The 20,494-nt window shown below is 44.9% G+C and carries 16 protein-coding genes; 2 read left to right on the top strand and 14 right to left on the bottom strand.

Annotated elements, in window-relative coordinates; genetic code table 11:
• Nucleotides 1–225 precede the first annotated feature (225 nt).
• The 5 genes from F3J22_RS19450 to F3J22_RS19430 form a co-directional block, all read right to left on the bottom strand.
• The gene (locus F3J22_RS19450; RefSeq protein ID WP_167019606.1) at nucleotides 226–1,563 is read right to left on the bottom strand and encodes a hypothetical protein; all 1,338 of its coding nucleotides are present in this window, start codon (nucleotides 1,561–1,563) and stop codon (nucleotides 226–228) included.
• A gap of 19 nt (nucleotides 1,564–1,582) precedes the next feature.
• Nucleotides 1,583–2,413, bottom strand: a complete 831-nt coding sequence (locus tag F3J22_RS19445; RefSeq protein ID WP_167019605.1) for a hypothetical protein — start codon at nucleotides 2,411–2,413, stop codon at nucleotides 1,583–1,585.
• Between the two features lie 77 nt (nucleotides 2,414–2,490).
• The gene (locus F3J22_RS19440; protein WP_167019604.1) at nucleotides 2,491–3,021 is read right to left on the bottom strand and encodes a hypothetical protein; all 531 of its coding nucleotides are present in this window, start codon (nucleotides 3,019–3,021) and stop codon (nucleotides 2,491–2,493) included.
• A 150-nt stretch (nucleotides 3,022–3,171) separates the two neighbouring features.
• Complete coding sequence (locus tag F3J22_RS19435; RefSeq protein WP_167019603.1) at nucleotides 3,172–6,090, bottom strand: hypothetical protein; 2,919 nt, start codon at nucleotides 6,088–6,090, stop codon at nucleotides 3,172–3,174.
• 221 nt (nucleotides 6,091–6,311) lie between these two features.
• Complete coding sequence (locus F3J22_RS19430) at nucleotides 6,312–7,157, bottom strand: helix-turn-helix domain-containing protein (RefSeq protein WP_167019602.1); 846 nt, start codon at nucleotides 7,155–7,157, stop codon at nucleotides 6,312–6,314.
• A 615-nt stretch (nucleotides 7,158–7,772) separates the two neighbouring features.
• On the opposite strand from F3J22_RS19430, the gene F3J22_RS19425 reads away from it, so the two are divergent.
• Nucleotides 7,773–7,991, top strand: a complete 219-nt coding sequence (locus F3J22_RS19425; protein WP_205195427.1) for a hypothetical protein — start codon at nucleotides 7,773–7,775, stop codon at nucleotides 7,989–7,991.
• A gap of 71 nt (nucleotides 7,992–8,062) precedes the next feature.
• Entirely contained in the window at nucleotides 8,063–8,560 is a 498-nt protein-coding gene (locus tag F3J22_RS19420) for an ester cyclase (RefSeq protein ID WP_167019601.1), read from the top strand.
• 91 nt (nucleotides 8,561–8,651) lie between these two features.
• Here the strand turns inward: F3J22_RS19420 and F3J22_RS19415 are convergent, their stop codons facing one another.
• The 9 genes from F3J22_RS19415 to F3J22_RS19375 form a co-directional block, all read right to left on the bottom strand.
• Nucleotides 8,652–9,671, bottom strand: coding sequence for a phosphotransferase (locus F3J22_RS19415; RefSeq protein ID WP_167019600.1), 1,020 nt, complete (start codon nucleotides 9,669–9,671; stop codon nucleotides 8,652–8,654).
• A gap of 87 nt (nucleotides 9,672–9,758) precedes the next feature.
• Entirely contained in the window at nucleotides 9,759–10,310 is a 552-nt protein-coding gene (locus tag F3J22_RS19410; RefSeq protein WP_167019599.1) for a hypothetical protein, read from the bottom strand.
• Between the two features lie 89 nt (nucleotides 10,311–10,399).
• Nucleotides 10,400–11,929, bottom strand: coding sequence for a sulfatase (locus F3J22_RS19405; protein ID WP_167019598.1), 1,530 nt, complete (start codon nucleotides 11,927–11,929; stop codon nucleotides 10,400–10,402).
• A gap of 27 nt (nucleotides 11,930–11,956) precedes the next feature.
• On the bottom strand, nucleotides 11,957–12,340 hold the full coding sequence (locus tag F3J22_RS19400) for a BACON domain-containing protein (protein ID WP_167019597.1): 384 nt from the start codon (nucleotides 12,338–12,340) through the stop codon (nucleotides 11,957–11,959).
• Nucleotides 12,341–12,364: 24 nt separating this feature from the next.
• The gene (locus F3J22_RS19395) at nucleotides 12,365–14,206 is read right to left on the bottom strand and encodes a RagB/SusD family nutrient uptake outer membrane protein (RefSeq protein WP_167019596.1); all 1,842 of its coding nucleotides are present in this window, start codon (nucleotides 14,204–14,206) and stop codon (nucleotides 12,365–12,367) included.
• Between the two features lie 17 nt (nucleotides 14,207–14,223).
• Nucleotides 14,224–17,760 (bottom strand): TonB-dependent receptor, encoded by a 3,537-nt coding sequence (locus F3J22_RS19390; RefSeq protein WP_167019595.1) that lies wholly within the window; start codon nucleotides 17,758–17,760, stop codon nucleotides 14,224–14,226.
• 109 nt (nucleotides 17,761–17,869) lie between these two features.
• On the bottom strand, nucleotides 17,870–19,048 hold the full coding sequence (locus tag F3J22_RS19385; RefSeq protein ID WP_167019594.1) for a FecR family protein: 1,179 nt from the start codon (nucleotides 19,046–19,048) through the stop codon (nucleotides 17,870–17,872).
• A gap of 62 nt (nucleotides 19,049–19,110) precedes the next feature.
• Nucleotides 19,111–19,710, bottom strand: a complete 600-nt coding sequence (locus F3J22_RS19380) for an RNA polymerase sigma factor (protein ID WP_167019593.1) — start codon at nucleotides 19,708–19,710, stop codon at nucleotides 19,111–19,113.
• A gap of 95 nt (nucleotides 19,711–19,805) precedes the next feature.
• Nucleotides 19,806–20,348: a hypothetical protein gene (locus tag F3J22_RS19375; RefSeq protein ID WP_167019592.1), complete on the bottom strand. Its 543-nt coding sequence runs from the start codon at nucleotides 20,346–20,348 to the stop codon at nucleotides 19,806–19,808.
• Nucleotides 20,349–20,494: the final 146 nt, after the last annotated feature.

The following is a 20,494-nucleotide window of genomic DNA, read 5'->3' as shown; positions in this document are numbered from 1 at the left end:
CCTTTTCATTTTTAACATTTAGGGAAATCTGAGATGACAAACACCATGGGCGGGGATTTTTCCAAATCACTGTATATTTTGGCGTGCATATACGGGTGGGGCTAATATACTACCCGTTGACTTTTCTTTTTAATCTCCTTGTCTGTAAAAACGCTAATGCATTATTTAAAATTTTCAATTTTAATTCGGCATCCTTACAACCACAATAAAACACTTATCCTGACATCAATAAGGGACTGCACTATAGATAAGCGTTACCGAATATTGTTCTTTTGGTTTGCTGATAAGTAGCCGGGTCTTGTCTGCCAGGATACTATATTTAAGACTTATATAAGTTGTTCCGTTAGGATTATACCGCTGAATAAGCAACTGATCACTTGTTGATACCTGTACAGTCCGTATAACACTCGAAGTCAGGTAAGGACCTACCGTGAGGTACCCCACCGGAAAACTACCCGATAGCGAAGTGAAGTTAGCATTAAGCGAACGTACCGTAAGATTGGCCGTGATATTACCTGTAAGTATAAGGTGACGGTACATCTCCGCGTATACCCCATTTTTGTAGTCATCCATCGTTTGGATGGACAGGTTCACGATCTTTCCGGCATCAAAAGCCATTACTTCATCAACCACTATCTCCAATTGTGCGGCGATCGTTTTCGTAATGGCAGGAGCAGCAGGTTCATCGGCTACCTGGATATTCAGGTTTGTTCGATAGGTCCCTGGTTCACTGAAGTATTTTTGAAGATCTTCTGCAGATATCGTAAAACGCTGCGCGAGGTCTGTCTGGTTGCCAACTGGTACCTCTTTATGGGCATACACTTGTTGCCCGGAGGTAGAGAGTGCAACAGGCCCAGTTGCTCCGGCCCCGTCTACCCGATAGTGGAGGCCACTAACAGCAGCCCTGGTATTTCCTTTTCCATTATTTCCTGTATAGCTGAAAAATGGCGCATCGGTACTCACCTTAACATTCAGGGGAACGGTATGCGTGATTCCCAACTGATCGAAGCCAGGAGAAACATATCCATTTATGTACTGCTGCGCCTCATTTATATGCAGCCTGATGACCGTAGGTTGCCGCTGTATAGCTATCACAGGGTCCACATTTACCTGTAGTGCAGTTGTAATTACCTTTGATGCAACTTTACCTTCACCATTGCTAATTCCACAATTAAGTTCTGCCCTGTATTTACCTGCCTTCCAGGCGTATCCGCTGAGATTTGCGATGTCAAAACGCACAAATACAGGATCATATTTCGCACCTGACGGATCAATGGAAGTCAGGCGAATCTCCTGCTGACGCTGGCTCAGGAATACGGTCCCCTGTTCGGTATTGTTATGAACCGGTGTGACGCGTACCTGGCTAAGCGGTATCTCTCCCGAAGCCCCTGTCAGCGTTGGCCCTTCTGAGCGCAGGATCAGTCTCGGAGCTGCACCCACTGCACCTATATCCGGGACTGTTACGCCTGCGTGTCCTGCGCTTAATTCGGTTGTACCAATGGAAATAGTAGCCTGCTGCCCCAGTACGGAAACGGGCAGAAAAACCGCTGTATTTAGCGCCATCAACAATATGTGTCTTATACTACCGGACATCAAAATTCTTTTCTGCGATTTTTAAACGGTATCCCGCACCTGCATCCAACATGCCGATGGCCAGATATTGTCCTTTAGGAAGGTTTTCAGGTAATGGAACCTGGATATACTGGTAGCCCAGTGGCATTATCGCTACCGGAGCTGCTTTTAACTTTATTTCTTCACCTGTATTCTTATTGGTCAGTTCTACCCTTAATTGCCCAGTCTTATTGATTTGTCCGGTATTATGATAGCCGATGACAAGCATGGAAACCTGCTGCCCTTCTGCCTTTTCAGAATAGTTCATACTGTCAAATTCGAGCTCTCCTTTTCTGGCTGAAGATGGATTGTAAAAAACCTGGATACCGAACTCATACCCTATTTTTATTCCGATACCCTTATTATCCGGTGTTTTACGCTCCGATGGATTCGTTTGCGTAAAGAAAAGCATACTGTTAGTGGCAATGCTATCACCGGAAGTTTGCGGAATATCCATGTATACTGTTATCACCTTTTTCTGGTGAGGTGCTACTGTAAAATTCGTCGCATCCAGACGTACCTGCCCGGCATTGCTGTGAGGCAGCGTTCCTGAAGGCTGATATAGCTTAGTGCCCATGGAATCACGTTTCCAGTCTTTTATACCGGCAATAAACTCAAAGTCTGTTTCGCCACTGTTACTGATCAGCACTGTCTCGCTCACTGTTTGTCCCGGGTCTCCCTGAAAGGTAATCCGTGCGGGTGAAATGGAAATCTGCTGAGCACTGGCGCTGCCGGCATCCGCAAGGATAATCATCGAAAAAAGTAGCGGAGTAGCCAGTCTGAAAAGATTTTTGCTATTCATTTACTTTACCAATAATGGTTTTACCAGTGAAAAAAGTAGGTTGGTAATTTTTAGATACCAACCTTTTCTATTACATATTATTCTGCAGAAACAGTATAGGTAAGTGTTACATTATACAGTTCCTTTGGTGCTTCAATCATCGTCTGGTTAGGTGTAATGATGTAGCTGAAGTCAAAATCCTCACCTATTGTTGCCTTACCACCAGTGAAAATCACCTGGTCAGTGGTTGTCGGGGTGATGCTGCTCTGAAAAGAACCAGCATTGGATTGTCTTGCTGCTACTGTCAGAATATTCAAAGGCAATGTTGCTGCAGATTGTGTGGAGTTAAAAGTGGGTGTTTCTGCACGCACTGTTATTTTATAGTCTTCGGTACTCACCACCTGCAACTGTTTGTCTTTCTCTTTGTCCTGTGCTTTTGTATAGTCTTCAGCATTTTGAAATTCAAAATTGGGGATGGAAGTTCCTCCTGTGCCAGGAAAAATACCCATCGTTTCCTTCAGGTCCACATTTACGATAACTTGCTGTGTCGCCTGCGCTTTGGCGGTACCACTTCCCAGTATCATCAGTCCGGCTGCGAATACAGCCATTGCCAAAATCTGCTTTTTCATTTTTATTTGTTTTTTTAATTCTTACTTGACTCTCGAACGATACAAAATTACATGTTATAACACCGTTCTTTTTGTACAGGGAATGACCATTCTTGTACAATTTATAAATAGCGGCATTCCGGTATCGTCTGCATAACTATATGATTACCATCAGAATTTCTTAATATCTACCTCTACACGCTTATTGGTGTATGGGAAGATGACAGAACCGGGAATATCTTTTTGTACCGCCACCTGCTGGCTGCCGCCTTCTACGACAATAGACAATCCTTCTGTATCAACAGAAACGCTATAACTGTTTTCCGGCAGGTAAAAATTGAAATTCCCTTTGTTGTCTGTGAATGTCTGGTAAACCTTTCCTGAAGCGTTTACTGCCCTGATGCGAATACCGCTCAGCGTTATCCCCGATTGGGAGCCTGCAATTGCTTGCAGCTGGCCGGAAAGTCTTCCCGACTTTACCAGTGGAATACGCATGGTACTATTACGGGCCAGAAAGATGGAATAGTCTCCGGACTGTGTCCAGCCTTCATCTGAAACAATGGCTGGTATATATGCCTTACCTGCAGGGGCATCAAAGGTTACCCTGCCATTTTTGTCGGTTACAGCGGCCAGGTCATCTATCTTTACCATTAGTCCGCTCACCAAAGGTTCTCCGGCATCCTGTTCTCCATTTCCATTCCTGTCTTCAAAATAAATCAGGGTTAGTCTTCTTTCGCCCGTATGCTGTATTTTCCCGAACCTTTTGGAAATTCCGATACTGATCCTGCGCGAGGTAAGGAGACTGGCCTGATCGCCGGTATATTGCGGCACAGATGGATTGAGACCGCTTTGCGGGTCATACATATTCAATTGGCTTAGTTTGTTTAAACCCAGGAATACGCTGGCAGTAAATGCCCAGTTATCCGGAAGCCAATAGTGTGCATCTACATTCAATACATAATTCTGACTGTTGTTGTAACCGTAGTTGTAATACCGTAATGCTGCATTAACCCCTAATTTATCTTTTATAGCATTGAACTGTGACCGCATCCCAACGGAAAAAACATTATAGACCGCACCAGTCTGGCTCACCAATACATCAGAGAGGTAGTAGGGATTATGCTGGTAAAAACCATCCACACCAAAATAGCTATAACTGTAATCCAGGTTGATACGCGTCGAATAAAACGGTGCCGCAGGATGGCCTGCTGTATGCTGATAAGTATAGCCCTGATCCATTATCAAACTGGCATGGTGCATCCCCGCAGAATAGGACGCGTTCAGTTTAGCCCTCGCAGACCCTGAATGCCAGATAGTTCCGGCAAGGCTATCACCAGGGAAATAATTCCGTGGTTCCAGCGACTGCCTGAAATAGTAAGGATTTACCCCCAGCTGCCAATGTGGAGCAGGACTAACCCTGAAACCAATTTCATAAATCTGGTTACCATACGAATTGGTACGCATCAGGTAGTCGTTGAACTGGCGCACGAGGTATTTGGGGCGATTATCCAATATACTTACCCTTCCGTTTACACTCATCTTTTCAGATAATCCATAAGAAACCATATTCTCTGATTGAAGCATACCCCTACGCATTCCACCATAGAAAGGAGATCCATAAAACTGGCGTGTATTCAGTAAAAGACCGGCATTTTTATAGGAATAGTCAGCGCCAAGTGCAAACCCATTATGCACCTCGCCATGGAAATTGCTATATCTTTCCGAACTGATACCACCTTCCACCTGCAATGCTCCATTTTTATCATTTAATAAAAATGCTTTTTTACCCGACAGTAAATTTGTTTTTACAGCATTCATCACGTTGTCGTTATACAGCGCAATGACCCTTGTCTTTTCATGAGAACGATCACCATCAAGATATTCAGCCGCAAAGGTATTACCACCAGTTCCGGGATTTATACGATCTGCATATAACAGGTAACTGTTCTTCAAGCCGTATACATTGAATCGCTGGTGATCATCCGGGAACCAGGAACCTTTGGCGCCAATACCGTTGACATTAAAATCAAGATCTTCATAAATGTTACCGGCTTTGATACCCAGCTTCCCGGTCTGGTAATCCACAAAGGAGTTGTACATCGTCACACTGTTTCCGCCATTGGTAAAGAATTCAGCATTCAGGTTATAAGCCAGGTGCTTTTTTTCCCCCAGTTCATAATTTCCGTTGCCTGCCAACTGTACAGACGAGTAAGTGTTTGCATTCAGGTAATTCACCGAAACAGTATTGGGGATAGTTGCACCATAGGCCCCCTTTTCAGGGCTGCCGAGGCTTCTGCGGTTGCTAAGAGACATGACCCGGATCGCTTTGCGGTCAAGTACTATTCCCTGTGCGTCCACAGCCCTGATGATAACAGAAAAATCTGCCGCATGACGTGTACCCCTTTTGTCTTTTATCAGGTAAGATCTCATCAGCTCTTCTCCCCCTTTAATAGAAACCGGACCTTTTTCTCCGCTGATTTCCAAACCTTCCGGTACCTGCTCAAAATCAAGCGAAAAGGTCTGGGATATGAGGCTATTGTTCAACAGCCGTAACGAAAGTTCCGTCTTTTGCTGCCCGACGGGGAGATAAACCTCCGCGGAGGGAGTTCCGATTACAATGCTTCTGGCAACTTCCAGTTTAGTAAAAAAAATGGCAGGACTACCTACTTGTGATCTCGTTTCCGTTTTTATAAAACTTACACTGAATTCCTGTAACTGTTCCTGAATAATATTGCTTTCTGCAAGAAATTTAACAGGAAACGTGCGGCTTTCTCCAGGCCCAATCGTAATATCTGCCGGTATTTTCAGCATACTCCTTTGTAATGCTTCGTTGAGCCGACCAGATAAATGAACCGTATCCTTTGTATGGTTGGTAATAACCAGTTTATTGGAAAAAGTTGTTCCTCTTTCTACCAATACGGTATCAGTAACAAACCGGTAATCAATTTGCTGTTGCTGTGCAGCAGCCCATTTCACCTGGGCCGACAACATGGTTAACAGCAACATGAAACGAGCAATGAATACCGCAACACCGTTTTTATGGCTCCATATACTTCCGTTTAACCTATACCAGCATTGCCGTGTATTCATTGTGCGTGATTTAATTGTTGTATTTCCCTGGCCGGGATTTTCTTTTCAACAATTAGTAACCACAAAAACACATACGCCCGCGAGTGGGCTGTTCAGGATTCTTAGTTGCGGGAAAGCCACCAGGAATTGCTGTGCAAAGTTACTGCCGGTGCAGGCTGAAGTTTTTGTACCGGCACAACAAAATTTTGGACAATTTATAAATCAGGTCGTAAAGGCCTTATTCAGGATGGGATATACATGTTCCTGAATGCCTTTGGTGTTTTGCCGGTTTGTAACTTGAAAAACCTTGAAAAATATGGCACATCAGAAAAATTAAGCTCATAGCACGTTTCCTTGATCGAAAGACCGCTGATGAGCAATCGTTTAGCCTCCAGGATTACACGGTCTTTAATGAGGTCTGTAGCCTTAACAAGGCAATATTTCTTACACAGGATATTGAGATAGTTAGCTGTAATGTTAAGCAGGCCTGCATAAAATGCGATGCCACGCTCCTCAAGAAAGTGCTTTTCTACCAGCGCCAGGTAATCCACAATGATTGGCTGTGCCTGGTATACCGTCAGGTCATCAAATACACGGGCACCGATTTCACTGGTCATCAGTGCTATCAGCCACAGTCTTGCTATAATAACATCCTTAAATGTATTCTCAGTAGCGAGTGCCTCTTTCTGCAATATGAATTCTTTATACAATGCTTCATATTCGGCATCTGTGAGGTCGAACACAGGGGTATTTTTATACACCGAAAAACTAAAACGAAAAGCGTTCATGATTTTATCAAATACCGCCTTATCGATCATCAATTGGTGGAGTTTGGTATCTTCTCCCAGTTTCCAGCTATGCAACTGATCAGGAAACACAATATGCAATTGCTTTGAACGCACCTTATGTTTGACAAAGTCAATAGTATGCTCACCGCTACCGGACTCAAAGAGTGCCAGTAACAAAAAATTGTGGCTATGCGGTTTAATAATTTCCTGATTACCTTCAAGGGGATAATACAATACCTCATGTTCTGCCTTTAGTTCAAGGCGGAATTCGTCCATTTTCCGTACGGGGTGATTTGCCATGTGCTATCGTTAGATGGATAAAATATCAGTTGGAAAAATGTAAATATGAACCCTAATAACCGTTGGACATTCATTAAAATGTGATGGGGATATTTTCAGATTCTGCCATACAAATTTAAAAAAAGCAGGAATGTTAACATATTATTACCTCATGAAGGATACGGGAGGCTCTGCCATGCAATTGCCCTACCTATCAGGTTTTCAGGGCAAAAAGTTCGGAATGGCGTAAATGAAAATTTCGTTTTTTTACTTCTTTTTTACCACTATTTAATGCATAAAGGCGTCAAACTGCTTTTTTACTATTACCAAATACAGGAACTTTGTGGCTCAGCTCCCTTAAACCTTTTCATCATCATGCCTAACTAAAGTATGAATGATCGTCAGGCATCATGATAACTTTTCTGGTTTAATGGAATTATGTAAATTTTAAATAGAACAACCTTGAACTCCCGGATATTGTGACCTATGAATAAATCCTGTCCGGTCGGATTATCAGTATCATTCAAATCTACTAAAAAGTAACCAGAACCGGGACAACTCCAATTGGCTTTTCGCAAACCGATAGACAAAACCAGTCCCCTTTTTTCACCATAATAAATCAAAATAGCATTTGAAATGAATGCGAAACAGGGCAATCACAAACCACTCCAGGAAATTTCAGGATCGTATTATGAAGGATTCGGCTGGGGTATAACAGAAATCGTGAAATTTATAGAAGCAGCCGGAATATTTACCATGTTGCTGACAACCAGAAAAGTGGTACATTTTACTCCGGAAAATGCAGAACGTTTCAGACGCTGGCTAAAGTACCACAACATAACCGATATTACCTGATCTGCCAGGGAAGAAGGATCCCGGCTATCAGGACAGTATACATCTTTCACTACAATTAAAACACAGCAACAATGGCTGACAAAAGAAAATCAATCATATACGGGCTAACATTATTAACAGGATCGTTTGTTACCGGATGTAATACAAACGAAAAGCCATCACCCGCTACCATCCAGACAGTTAATCAAACACCAACCGTTCAGGAAGAAAATAAGAAAGTGGTACTTGCATTTTATCAGCAAATGTTTGGCGACAAAGATACTGCTGCGGTAGACAAGTATATACTACCGGCTTATATACAACATAATCCTGGTGTTGCAGATGGCGCTGCGGCCTTTAAGAAAGCTGCCGCAGGCTGGTTTAAAGGGGCTGCCAAAACCAAAATCGATGTACAGCATATTGCCGCAGACGGCGACATCGTTTTCCTTCATATCAGGAATGTAAAACCAGATGGAAAGTTCAGATCCACCATTGACATCTTCCGGCTGGAAAACGGAAAGATTGCCGAACATTGGGATGTACAACAGGATGTTCCTGATCATGCTGCTAATTCCCATCCGATGTTCTAGTCAGACTTATAGAAATTTGTCTGCAGACATACTTATTCCAGGTATAAAGCGGCCGTGGGGCTGTCCCGATACGGATAGCCCCACGTTACGCTTATTTGTTATTCTCCAACAATAGCAGTGCCTCATCAAATCTTTCACTCCGCATTTGCAGCACCGCCTCATGCATCAATGCCTTGCCGTATAATAGCTGACCTTCGTAAGTGGCTAGCGACAATTTGCCCGACCCTATCAAAGGACCAATATCCTTCAGGAAAACACTTTCCATTTGCTGATCAACTTCATGACCTGCGGCCTTGTTTTGGCCTGCAAGCTGCAGCATCATCAATGAATAAATAATCCGGCTGATCTGGCGCATGACATAGAAACGGGCAGTCTGATAGGGAGTAACTACTCCAAAATAGGTTTCCAGGAAAACTGCTTCCTGCTCCGGGCTATAGATAAAGAAGTTTGCCACACCCGCAAGGTCGATATACCTGTCGTTGAGAAAGGCGGTATCAAAATCGATGATCCAGATGTTTGCTCCGTCGCAAAGAATATTGGAAGGGTTTAAATCGTTGTGGCTGAAAACCTTATCTGCATCCTGCCATGGATAGGCTCTTTTTGCCTTTTCGTATAACGCCAGGCATTCGTCTGGTATTGGGCCGGTCAACATTTTATTTTGGCGAAAGCCTTCCACTATCTGATCAATGGTAACTTTCATATCGTCGCCGGGAACCGTATAGGGAATAGCATGAATTTTCTTTACTGCTTCAGCGAGCTTTTCAGCCAGCGTGGTACCACCAAAGATATGTCTGACAGGCTTACTGTCTACAAACCCACTGATAATGATACCTTCTTCCGGATTGATGTAATGCAGGGAGGGCGCTATACCCGCCTTTGCTGCAAGGGCAATTCTTTCAAAGGATACCTCGGTAGTATGATTTCCCGGAATGGCAAGTTTCATGACATATGGCCGGTCATCCACCATGATCTTATATACAGCGGCCGCAGACAATCCTCCTGTAAGCAGGACCGATTCACTTACCACGGCACTGCCAAAAGCTTTTTCCAGCGCCGCATTGACCGCAGTTGCACGATCGGCAGGAAATAAGGCAGTATGATTTAATGACATAGTAGCTTTGTTTACACAATATTACCATCAGGCCGTCATTTTGCAAAACATCTTCGCATATATCTGCAAACACTGTTATCTACCTGGTCATACTGACGCCCGGTAACGCTCCGGCTGGAAATCCCTGACCGGTGTTGCTACTGTACTCTGGTCTCCATAAGAAGATACATTAATGTAAACCAACGGCTGCTCATCCCTGCTAAATACCAGGTATGATTTCGGATGCTTCTGGACGCCAGCTATTACGATGTAGGCGCCGTCAAAGTCTTCCCACTTGTATAGTATATCCGATGCGATCACGCCTGTTTTATCAAATATCAATGATCGCTGACGGGCAAAAAATGCCAGCAAAAATGCAATTACAAAAACGATCCCGGCTCCGATTGGAATGGGATAGTGCCCTTTTAACAAACCAAGTACTCCAAAAAACAGGGAAATCAGCATTAACCCATACCAGGGTAATTTAGACTCCGTCAATACGACCTGTCCAAGCTCATTCTTTTTTGCTGCATTATAATAGGCATGTTTCCAGGCGGGTTTCATTTCAAATCTGTCACCGAAAGGACCGGAAAGCTCTACATTAAACTTCTTCCTGACGGTTTGATACAAGTTACTTTCTTCCATAGGTACTGAATGCATAACGGGCACAAATTATGAAATAATCCCTGCAAACAGACAGCCTCCGGAAGTAGGATTCCGGAGGCTGTTTCATATATACTTTACCGTTATTATGGTTCCACTTTCATCAACGCTGCTGCCTCTTCATCTTCATACTTTTTTATCAGGGAAGATAATTGCTTTTTCAGCTGCGCAGTGATAGCCTCATAGCCTTTTTTGCCATATATATTATTCAACTCGGACTTATCATGTTCCAGATCGAATAGCTCCCATGCCTCTACGCGTTTGTAATAACGTATCAGTTTATAGCGCTTCGTTCTGATGCCGAATTGCGGCGATACCGAATGTTCTCCATTTTCATAATAGTGGTAATACATGGCATCCCGGCCTTTTTTCTCAGTGCCTTTCAGCAAGGGCAGGAACGACTCTCCCTGCATATCTGCAGGAATTTTAACGCCGGCAGCATCCAAAACGGTAGGTGCAATATCCAGGTTCATCACAAAATCCTGGCTAACGTTACCAGGCTTCAATACACCCGGAAAGCGCATCACCATTGGTGTTCTGAAGGACTCTTCATACATCCAGCGTTTATCAAACCAGCCATGCTCTCCCATATAGAACCCCTGATCCGACAAATAGATCACGATGGTATTTTGTGTCAGCTGGTGTTTATCAAGATAATCCAATGTACGGCCGATATTACGGTCCAACGATGCCGCCGTACTCAGGTAGTCGCGCATATAACGCTGGTACTTCCATTCTGTGAGGGCATTGCCACTAAGATGCTGTGCATCCAGGTCGGCATGAATCGCCTTGTAATAATTATCAAAACATGCGCGCTGGGCCGGATTCATGCGATTGATATTACCGTCTTTATCTGCTGCCTGATCAGAATCGAACATCTTCAGATCATACCCCATGATCATGGTTTTGGCGATAGACATATCCTGTATGGCTGCGGCTTTCCTGGTGTTATAGTCATCGTAGAAGGTGGCCGGCAACGGGAATTTAATACGGTCATACATTCCCATATCGCAGGTATCGGGCAACCATACACGATGGGTGGCCTTATGTCCGATAACCAGGCAGAATGGTTTGGAGGTATCACGTTGGTTGAGCCAGTCTTCGGCCAGGTCCTCAATGATATTGGTAGCATATCCTGAGATACGCGTTTTGGAGCTGTCCATCCGGATAAAATCAGGATTATAGTATTGGCCCTGCCCCGGTAAGATCTCCCAGAAAGTAAATCCCTGTGGTTTTGTTTCCAGATGCCATTTACCTATCCAGGCTGTCTGATAGCCACTTTTTGTGAGTTCTTTAATAAATGAATTCTGCGACCCGTCAAAACGGGAATGTTCATTATCCGTAAAGCCGTTCTTATTGGAATATTTCCCGGTTAATATCACCGCTCTGCTGGGCCCACAGATGGAATTGGTGACATAAGCCCGGTCAAACCGGGTACCTTCATTCGCAATTCTGTCGATGCCCGGTGTCTTTATCAGCTTATTCCCATACGCACTGATGGCCTGATAGGCGTGGTCATCAGAAACGATAATGATTACATTCGGTCTCTTCTGTGCTACAGCTGTCGCGGATATCGTCAGCGCAAATAAAACGCCCATCCAGTTTTGTAGTCTCATCGTTAGTGTTTTATCAACTTAAAAAAATTAATTAGACTGATTAAGGGTGATATCTACCTTGGGTAAATTATAACTTGGGTTGAGGGTAATCACGACCTGACGCGGCGCTCCGGTGGTATTGGCTGCAATGGTTACCGGCAGCAGGAAATTTCCTGCGCCATATGTCTGCGTTACCGTGCACCAGGAAGTTCCTGCACCCGGAATTGTTACCCACCAGCCATCAGTGCCGGCGGTGATAACAACGGTATCCTTCCCTCCTGCGGCTGTAAAAGTGCCACCGTTTTTGATGCTGGCTGTAAATGCCGATGGTGCCGGCTTTACCGGCTGGTTATCTTTCCTGCAGGCAGTGGCCATGGACAACACACATAAGCCTGCGAGGATGATTTTCGTATATCTGTTCAAGTTACACATAATGATCTTTTTGACGTTAAGAAATTACCATCCCGGGTTTTGTACCCATTTAAAGCCTGTCAGCTGTAACTGGCGCTGCTGAATAGGCAGGAGATAATCCCTGCTGAGATTAAATCCAAAACCATTGGGAGCGGCCGCTTTGTATGGATCGATATATCGCAGGGCATCTCCGGGGTTTCCAGACAGGTAAAGATTTACCTTTTTGCCTGCTGGCGGCGTATCGTAGATCAACAGGGAACTACCATAAAATCCGGCAGCAGTATTTTGCTGAACAAGGTCGCTACCGGTAAACAATGCGCCAAGCGGCCTTTTGCCTTTTACCAATACATCGGCAGCAGCCCAGCGCATAATATCATCCAGGCGATATCCCTCACATGCCAGCTCTACGCGCCGTTCTCTTCTTACGGCCTGTAACAGCGGACTTAAATCATGAAATGGATAATTGGGGTCACTGTTAAATTCTGTCGCAGCATTCATAACGGGCATGCCTGCACGATCGCGGAGAGGTTTCAGTACGGCTGCAATGGCACCGGCATCGTCCCCCAGTTCTGCCGCAGCCTCTGCATAGTTCAGCAGTACTTCTGCATACCTGAAAGCAATGGCGGGCGTCTGATCCTTAAAATCATCGGTATAGGCCACGGCATCGTTGTACGACAAAAATTTAGCCAGCGGGTAGCCGGTAGTATTCATATTAAAACTGGTGCCATTCAATGCGGGATAGGCAGGTGCAATGGTACCCGGCTTCATTTGCTGGACTTTTGGCACGACTACTGTCTGCGATAAACGCGGGTCCCTGATGGAAGGCAGCAGCTCCGTTCCATAAACTGCCTGTGCATTGGCCCTGGCAATGCCGGTAAAAGGAGTTCCGTTAATGGTAAGGTAGTCATCTACCAAAGAAAGACTAATACCCATATTTGCACCTCCGGTAGAAACATATTTGGCCACGCTGTTACCAATAAGATCGCTGACATTATATCTTCGCCATAACATCACTTCACTGTTGGCAGATAAATCAGCAGTAATGAATAAATTCTGATAGTCGCTCAGCGGCTTTCCGGTATTATATATTTTCCAGCGGCCACTGGTGATCACCGCATTGGCAGCAGCTTTTGCCTGTTGGAAATAATCACGGATTTTTTCGTCTGTAATACCGGGCGTAAAGAACGCATCGTTTTTCGCTTTGTGGTACTTTTGCCAGGTAGCCTCATATAATGCAATCCTGGATTTCAACGCCAGTGCCACATCTCTATGTATGCGCATGGTACTGCTGGTGGACTGTACCGGCAATAGCGCGGCGGCCTGGTCCAGATCTGCCAGTACAGAATCTATCACGAGTGTACGCGGATCACGGGGCACTTCCATCTTACTGGCATCAGCAGGCAATACTTTATTTACCCAGGTCAGATCACCATAGTTTTTCACCATGTTGAAATAAGTAATTGCACGGAAAAATTTAGCTTCTCCCAGGTAGTTGTTGATTAAAGCCTGGTCGCCCTGGGCATTGGTATAATGCTCCAGGAAATAGTTGACACTGCGGATAGTGGTATAGCCGGATATGACTGCACCATTAGGTGACAAAGCGCCGCTCATCCTGGCATCCGGGGTATTGCCAAAGCCCATATTATCAGTACCAAAGCCATCATTAAAAGCAATACCGGGGCCATTTACTCCTGTCGGCTGCGCAGGCAGCGAGGAGGCATAAAACTGGTCTACGTATAGTCGTAATTCATTGGTGGATGCCAGCGGATGGTCTGTACTCAATGTATCCAGCGGTGATTTATTCAGAAAATCCTTGTTGCAACCAATCGAGGTGAATACAGCAAAAACCGCCGCCAGCTGCAGATATCTATATGTTGAAATAGTCATTGTTGGAAATTTGAAAATTAGAAAATGACATTCATACCGGCAGAATAAACCTGTGTTAACGGGTATGACTTCCCTGTGCCAACTGCTGAGATATTCAGCGTTTCAGGGTCAAACATCTTACTGAGCTTCGTAAATGTCAACAGGTTTTCGCCAGACATAAACACAGATACTTTTGAAAGATGTGCTTTGCTGATCAGCCTTGCCGGCAGGGAATAATTCAACGTCACGTTCTTCAGTCGCAGGTAGGCTGCATTTTGCAGGTACCTGTCTGACACCTGTTGACTTTTATACTGAAATGGGCCGACTGCACCGCCGGTATTCGTATATGGCGCAGGGTAATAGGCGTTTGGGTTCTCTGGTGTCCAATAGTCGAGGTGCTGCTTAAAGACCGTCACCTGAGCATAGGAACTGTAACCCCAGAAATATACATCGTTGGAAGTTGGCGCGTAGTCCCGTTTAGCGATGCCCTGTACTACAAATGACAATGTCAGGCCCTTCCAGTCTATAGTACCGGTAAACGCATAGGCATACCTAGGACTGGCGTTACCGATAATGGTCATATCGCCCATACTATCGAGGCGATTGGCGCCGTTGTTGATTTTTTTATCGCCATTCAGATCTATATACCTTACATCTCCCGGCTTCCATGGCTGCGTGCTGATAAACGAATGGTCCATAGCATTAAATGCAGCAGCTTCCTCATCATTCTGAATTAAGCCGGAAGCGCGGTAACCCCATATTTCACCCAGCTGCTTGCCGTTATAGAAAGTGACGGAAGGATTGAATCCTGTCGGGTTCTGGTATTTGGTCACCACAGATTTATTGTCAGACAACACAGCACCTACGCTGAATTTCACATCACTACTGATATTTCCTTTATAGTTGAGTGTCAGCTCCCATCCTGAGGTACGCAGATTGGCGTTATTGCTGGAAGGAACGGCAGCGCCAAACATATCAGCGATATCGAAGCTGGGCCCTAACATATCTTTGGTATCGCGCTGATATACCTCAAAGGTGCCCGAGAGCCGGCTTTGCAGCAGGTCGAAATCAATACCAAGATTTTTCACCTGTACCTTTTCCCAGGTTACGCCCGGGTTATAGGCTGCCGGCGCATAGATATTGGCTTCCCGGCCATTCTGGAAATACCATTGCGGCCCTGCACCATTAATGCCTACGTTGGAGATACCCATCGTTTGAATGTAAGAATACATACCGGCGCCGGATTGATTACCCAGCAATCCATAAGAAGCACGTATTTTAAGGTTATCAAACACTTTATGCAGCCCCTCCATGAAATCTTCCTTCACGATATTATAACCCACAGACCCTGATGGAAAGAAGCCCCAGCGGCTGGATGGTGCAAAACGGGAAGATCCGTCGTACCGGCCATTAAATTCTACCAGGTATTTCTCTTTATAATTATAATTTATACGACCAAAAAATCCGCGCGTAGACCAATGATACCGGCTTTCAGAAGTGGTTGCCGGCACACCTGATAAATTGATACCCGGTGTATTAAAACTGATCAGCGGCGTTGCAGCAGAACTCAGGCTGGTGAAATCATATGCCTCCTGCTGGAAACCCGCCAGGAAATTGAATTCATGATCACGGGATGGAGTATACCGGTAAGAGGTATAAATATTGGGGGAGAGATAAAGATTTGTCGCAAGTCCCCGCGCATAACTGCCGCCAATAGGAATACCAAATTCAGAGCGGTTGACATATCGCTGCGTACCGTCGATGCCATATTGAACTCCTGGCAACAGTAATGTTGTATTATCCGTATTTCCCCTGTTAATATTCAGATCAGCGGTTATCTTCCAGTTTTTGATGGGCTCCAGTTCTATACCTGGCTGTACGATCAGCGTAAAGATCTTGTTGGAGTAGGATGAGCCAGACTGCAGATAAGGCACGAGAGAAAGCTCGTTATAATGTCCATTCAGGTCATAGGGAGAAACATTGGGTCTGAACCGTGCGAGATCGTGAAAGTAATTCTGCTCGAAAGTCCCGCCCGGTGAAAACGGCGCGGTATATTTATCAGCAGTGACCTTACTGTTCAGCTTCAGTTTGAACCAGTCTGTCACCTGTGAGGTAATAGTACTGTTCAGGTTGTACCTGTTATAGTTGATATCTGCAAAACGTAATACTCCACCTTCGCCATAGTAACCACCGGAAACAAAATACTGGGTAGTTTTATTACCGCCACTAACGCTCAGGTTGTGCTGCTGGCGGAAAGAAGAGGGTTTATAATTAAAGGCAAACCAATCCGTACTGGCGACACCGTTAGGTGTATTTTCGAAATTGAGCAGGTAGTTGTCCTTCGCTTCCGGCCATGGGTTTACATTAGCGTTGGGATTTTCTACAAATGCTTTCAGCTGTGCCAGCTTGGCGTCTGAATATTGCAGGGCCACGCCAGCGTTGGCGCAGGCAGCGTTGAAGTAAACCGCAAAGTCATATGCATTGGCCATTTCAGGCAGATTTACCGGTCTTGTCAGGCCAAAGTTGTTGGAATAGCTGATTACGGTTTTATCGGCCTTTCCTTTTTTGGTAGTCACCAGTATAACGCCATAAGGTGCACGGGCGCCGTAGATCGCTGATGCGGCAGCATCTTTCAGCACAGAAATCGATTCTATATCATTCGGGTTAACGGAGCCCAGGTCCATAGGGATACCATCTACCAATACCAGTGGCCCATCGCCGCCGGCGAGGTTGCCGGCCCCCCTTACATTCAGGTTATAGCTCTGACCCGGTTTGGTACTGGAGCCTACGGAAACATTCAATCCCGGTACCAGTCCTTCCAGGCTCTGTGTTGCATTCAGCACAGGCCTGCGGTCCAGGTCACTGCCTTTGATGGATGACACGGCGCCGGTCAGGTTAACTTTCTTCTGTGTGCCGTATCCCACTACCACCACCTCTCCTGCCGAAACGATGTCCAGGTCAAGGGAAATGGAGATTACGCTATTATCGGCAAGGGTGATGCTTTTCTTTTTGTACCCGAGAATAGAAAATAACAGCACATCACCACGGTCAGCAGCAATGCTGAATTCTCCTTTTTCGTTGGTAATAGTGCCTTTGGAGGTGCCACTAACGCTAACGGTTACACCCACCAGTGGCAACCCTTTCTCATCTTTCACTATCCCTTTCCGGATAACAGGTGTCTGCTGGTCGATGCCCGGCAATTTATTGTCTGTGGCTTGTTTTGCCCTGATAACAATATTTTTATCAGATACGGTATAGGACAAAGGGAGATCTTTAAAGCAGATGGCCAGCACCTGCTCCAGTCGCATATTATCTACATTGATATCGACTTTTCCTGCATTGTCCAGCAGCCAGTCTTTATAGAAAACCTGGTAGCCTGTCTGTTCATGAATCTTTAGAAAAAGCTTCTGAAGGGAAATTTTTTTCTCATGCAATGTTACTGTCTGGCCATAGCTGTAGGCACTTACCTGAAGGCAACTGGCTATTAACAAGCCTGCGGTTAGTTTCATGGCAATAAAAGTGTTAAACACACGCCTTCTCCAGGGGATGGAGCGCGTGACATCCTGTAATTTCATAACTTTGATTTGTAGGAATGAAAAATTGACGATACTAAGCGTTATAAACTCAGGCCTGCGTTACAACAGGAAGTGCTGAATCCACTTCCTGTTTTTTATGGCCCGTAGTTTACAATACGGTGATGGTTTTATTTTCTATTTTGAATTTAAGTCCATTGGCTTCCATGATTTTCAATACCTGTGTAACGTTACTATCGCGGCCGACAATCCCCGAAAATGTTTCTCCGGCATGGGTATCGTTATATACTACTTCTACGTCGTACCAGCGGCTGATTTGCTGCATGACGGTGCGTATATCCTCATGATTGAAGATAAATACGCCATTGATCCATGACATGACCTGGTCAGGATCTACACTGCTATTGACTACGATTTGTTCAGGGGCTCCGATAACGGCCTGCTGGCCGGGATGGAGGAGTTTGGAGGCTTTGCCGCTTACTATTTTAATGCGGCCTTCCAGCAAGGTAGTGCTGGCAGCTTCGTCGTCATAGGCATGTACGTTGAAATGCGTTCCCAATACCTGTATCTCGCTTTCCCCTTTCGAAGAAAGGACTTTTACAATAAAAGGTTTGGCGGGATTGGAGGCCACTTCGAAATATGCCTCCCCTTTTACTTCCACCTTTCTTTCCGTTGCGGAAAAGTTTGCCGGGAAACGTATCGCTGAAGCGGCGTTCAGCCAAACCTTCGTACCATCAGACAATACTAACTGGTAATGATTACCTCTGGGCGTAACCACCTGGTTGATAATTTCTTTCTGAGCGGCAGTTGTACCCTGTTCATAGGCCACTGCTCCGTTGGATTTAATAATACTGGCCCCGTTTTGCCGTGCTACTACACCGTTGGCGGCACTATCAAGCGCAATGGTGTTGCCATCAGCAAGCGTCAGCATGGCCCCGTACTGTGCAGGCCTGATACTGGCCGATTTTGGCCGGATATTGCCGGCAAGCATCGCATGCTTACCCGACTGGCGTATAAGTAACCCGGTGGTGATGACGGTGCCCAGCAATACTGCTGCCGCTGCATAGCGGAACCAGCTTCGCTGGTATAGCCGGACAGGTGGAAATAGCGTAGTAAGGGTATTTTCGTGCATACCGTCCGCCATATCCAGCATGGATGCGGGCACTGCGGCTGGCTCTCCTGCCTGCAGGTATTCACGGATACGGGATTTTAAATCTTCTTCCATATCCCCTTCCTGGAAACAGGTCAGCAGCTGCTGTACTTCTTCCGGGCTGCATTCATTTTTAAGGTATTTTTCGAATAGATCTTTGGTTGATACTGGCGACTTCACACGCGTATTTTCAAGCTAATACGTCTGAATAGAATAAAATCCCTGCTCTGTCGCAAAAAAAGTTAAGAAAAAAATCGCCAGATCCAGATAAAGAGAAAAATATAGGTAGATCTGATAGCGCGTAAGCGTTGCTGGATATATTTATTGGCCTTCTGAATATGATCACTGACAGTAGAGCTGCTTATATTTAATTCCTGCCCGATTTCCTGATATGATTTTCCTGCCAGTTTTTGGAGCTGGTATACACGACGGCGTATTGGTGGTAATTCTTCCATGACATTATGCAGCAACTGCCTTTCTTCCTTGCCAATGATATCTTCTTCCACGTGGCGGTAATCCGAAGTGGCAGCGGCCACCAGCTTTGTTTGCAGCTTCCTGTCGCGGGCTATTTTCCGAAAATAGTCATATACTACGTTTTCGGTTATACGAAATATATAAGATTTGAAAGATAAATTTTTGTCGATGGACGCACGGTTTGTCCATACCCTGATAAATACCTCCTGTAAAACTTCACCCGCAACTTCTTCTATCTTTACTAATTTGAAGATATACCCCAGCAAGCGTTCTCTGTAAAGTGCATATATCTTCTCAAAAGCAGCCTGCTGGCCGGCCTGGAGCAGGGCCACCAATGCCTTCTCGTCTAGTTGGTTGATATCTGTCAATGCATGCTGATTTACTGGGAGCAGCTGGTAATTTAAGGAAGAAATGATAAAAGTGCAAACACAATCGTTTGCGTAAAATAAAAACAGGCTTATCTCTACAACAAATCTTTATAACGCTCCGGTTGAAAATCCCTGACACCTGAAGCTATTTTACACATGTCGCCAAAACCTGAAACATTAATATAGGCTGCCGGCTGACCATTTTTTATCATCACCAGATTTGTCTCCCGGCTTCTATCATGCAGCATTACAGCCATATAGACGCCATCATAATCGCTCCATCTGTACTGTACATCCGCGATAGCGAAACCTTCGCTGTCAAATACAAGTGTTTTTGCAGGAACAAATCTCCAGCTTACCAGTAATGCGGTCAGTAATACTACAGCGGCGAAGGTAGCCGGATAAAACTTTGCGATAAGAGATACGACTACTGCCAGGGAAAGCAACGCCAGAATGATATACAATCCTACCATTATTTCCTTAAATACTACCTGTCCGTTTGCATTCTTTTTAGCGGCATTATAATAAGCATATTTCCAGGCAGGCTTCATGGTGAATCGTGCGGGAGTCAGACCATAGTGGCTGGCAATAAACACATTCCTGATTGTTTTATATAATTCACTTTCTTCTATAGGCATAGATGGCATAATAGTCGCAATGTAGGAAAATTCTGTTGCTTGTTATTTTTATATAGATGTAATAGCTATTTTTAATAAGTGCTCATTGACCTTGACAATTTGCACCAATGGCCTTTGTAGTAACCCTTAACTAAAAGTTCCCTAAA

It is taken from the genome of Chitinophaga sp. Cy-1792 (genome assembly GCF_011752935.1).
Taxonomy (GTDB): Bacteria; Bacteroidota; Bacteroidia; order Chitinophagales; family Chitinophagaceae; genus Chitinophaga.
The sequence above is the reverse complement of the archived record's forward strand: the minus strand, read 5'-3'. Positions and strand labels throughout refer to the sequence as shown.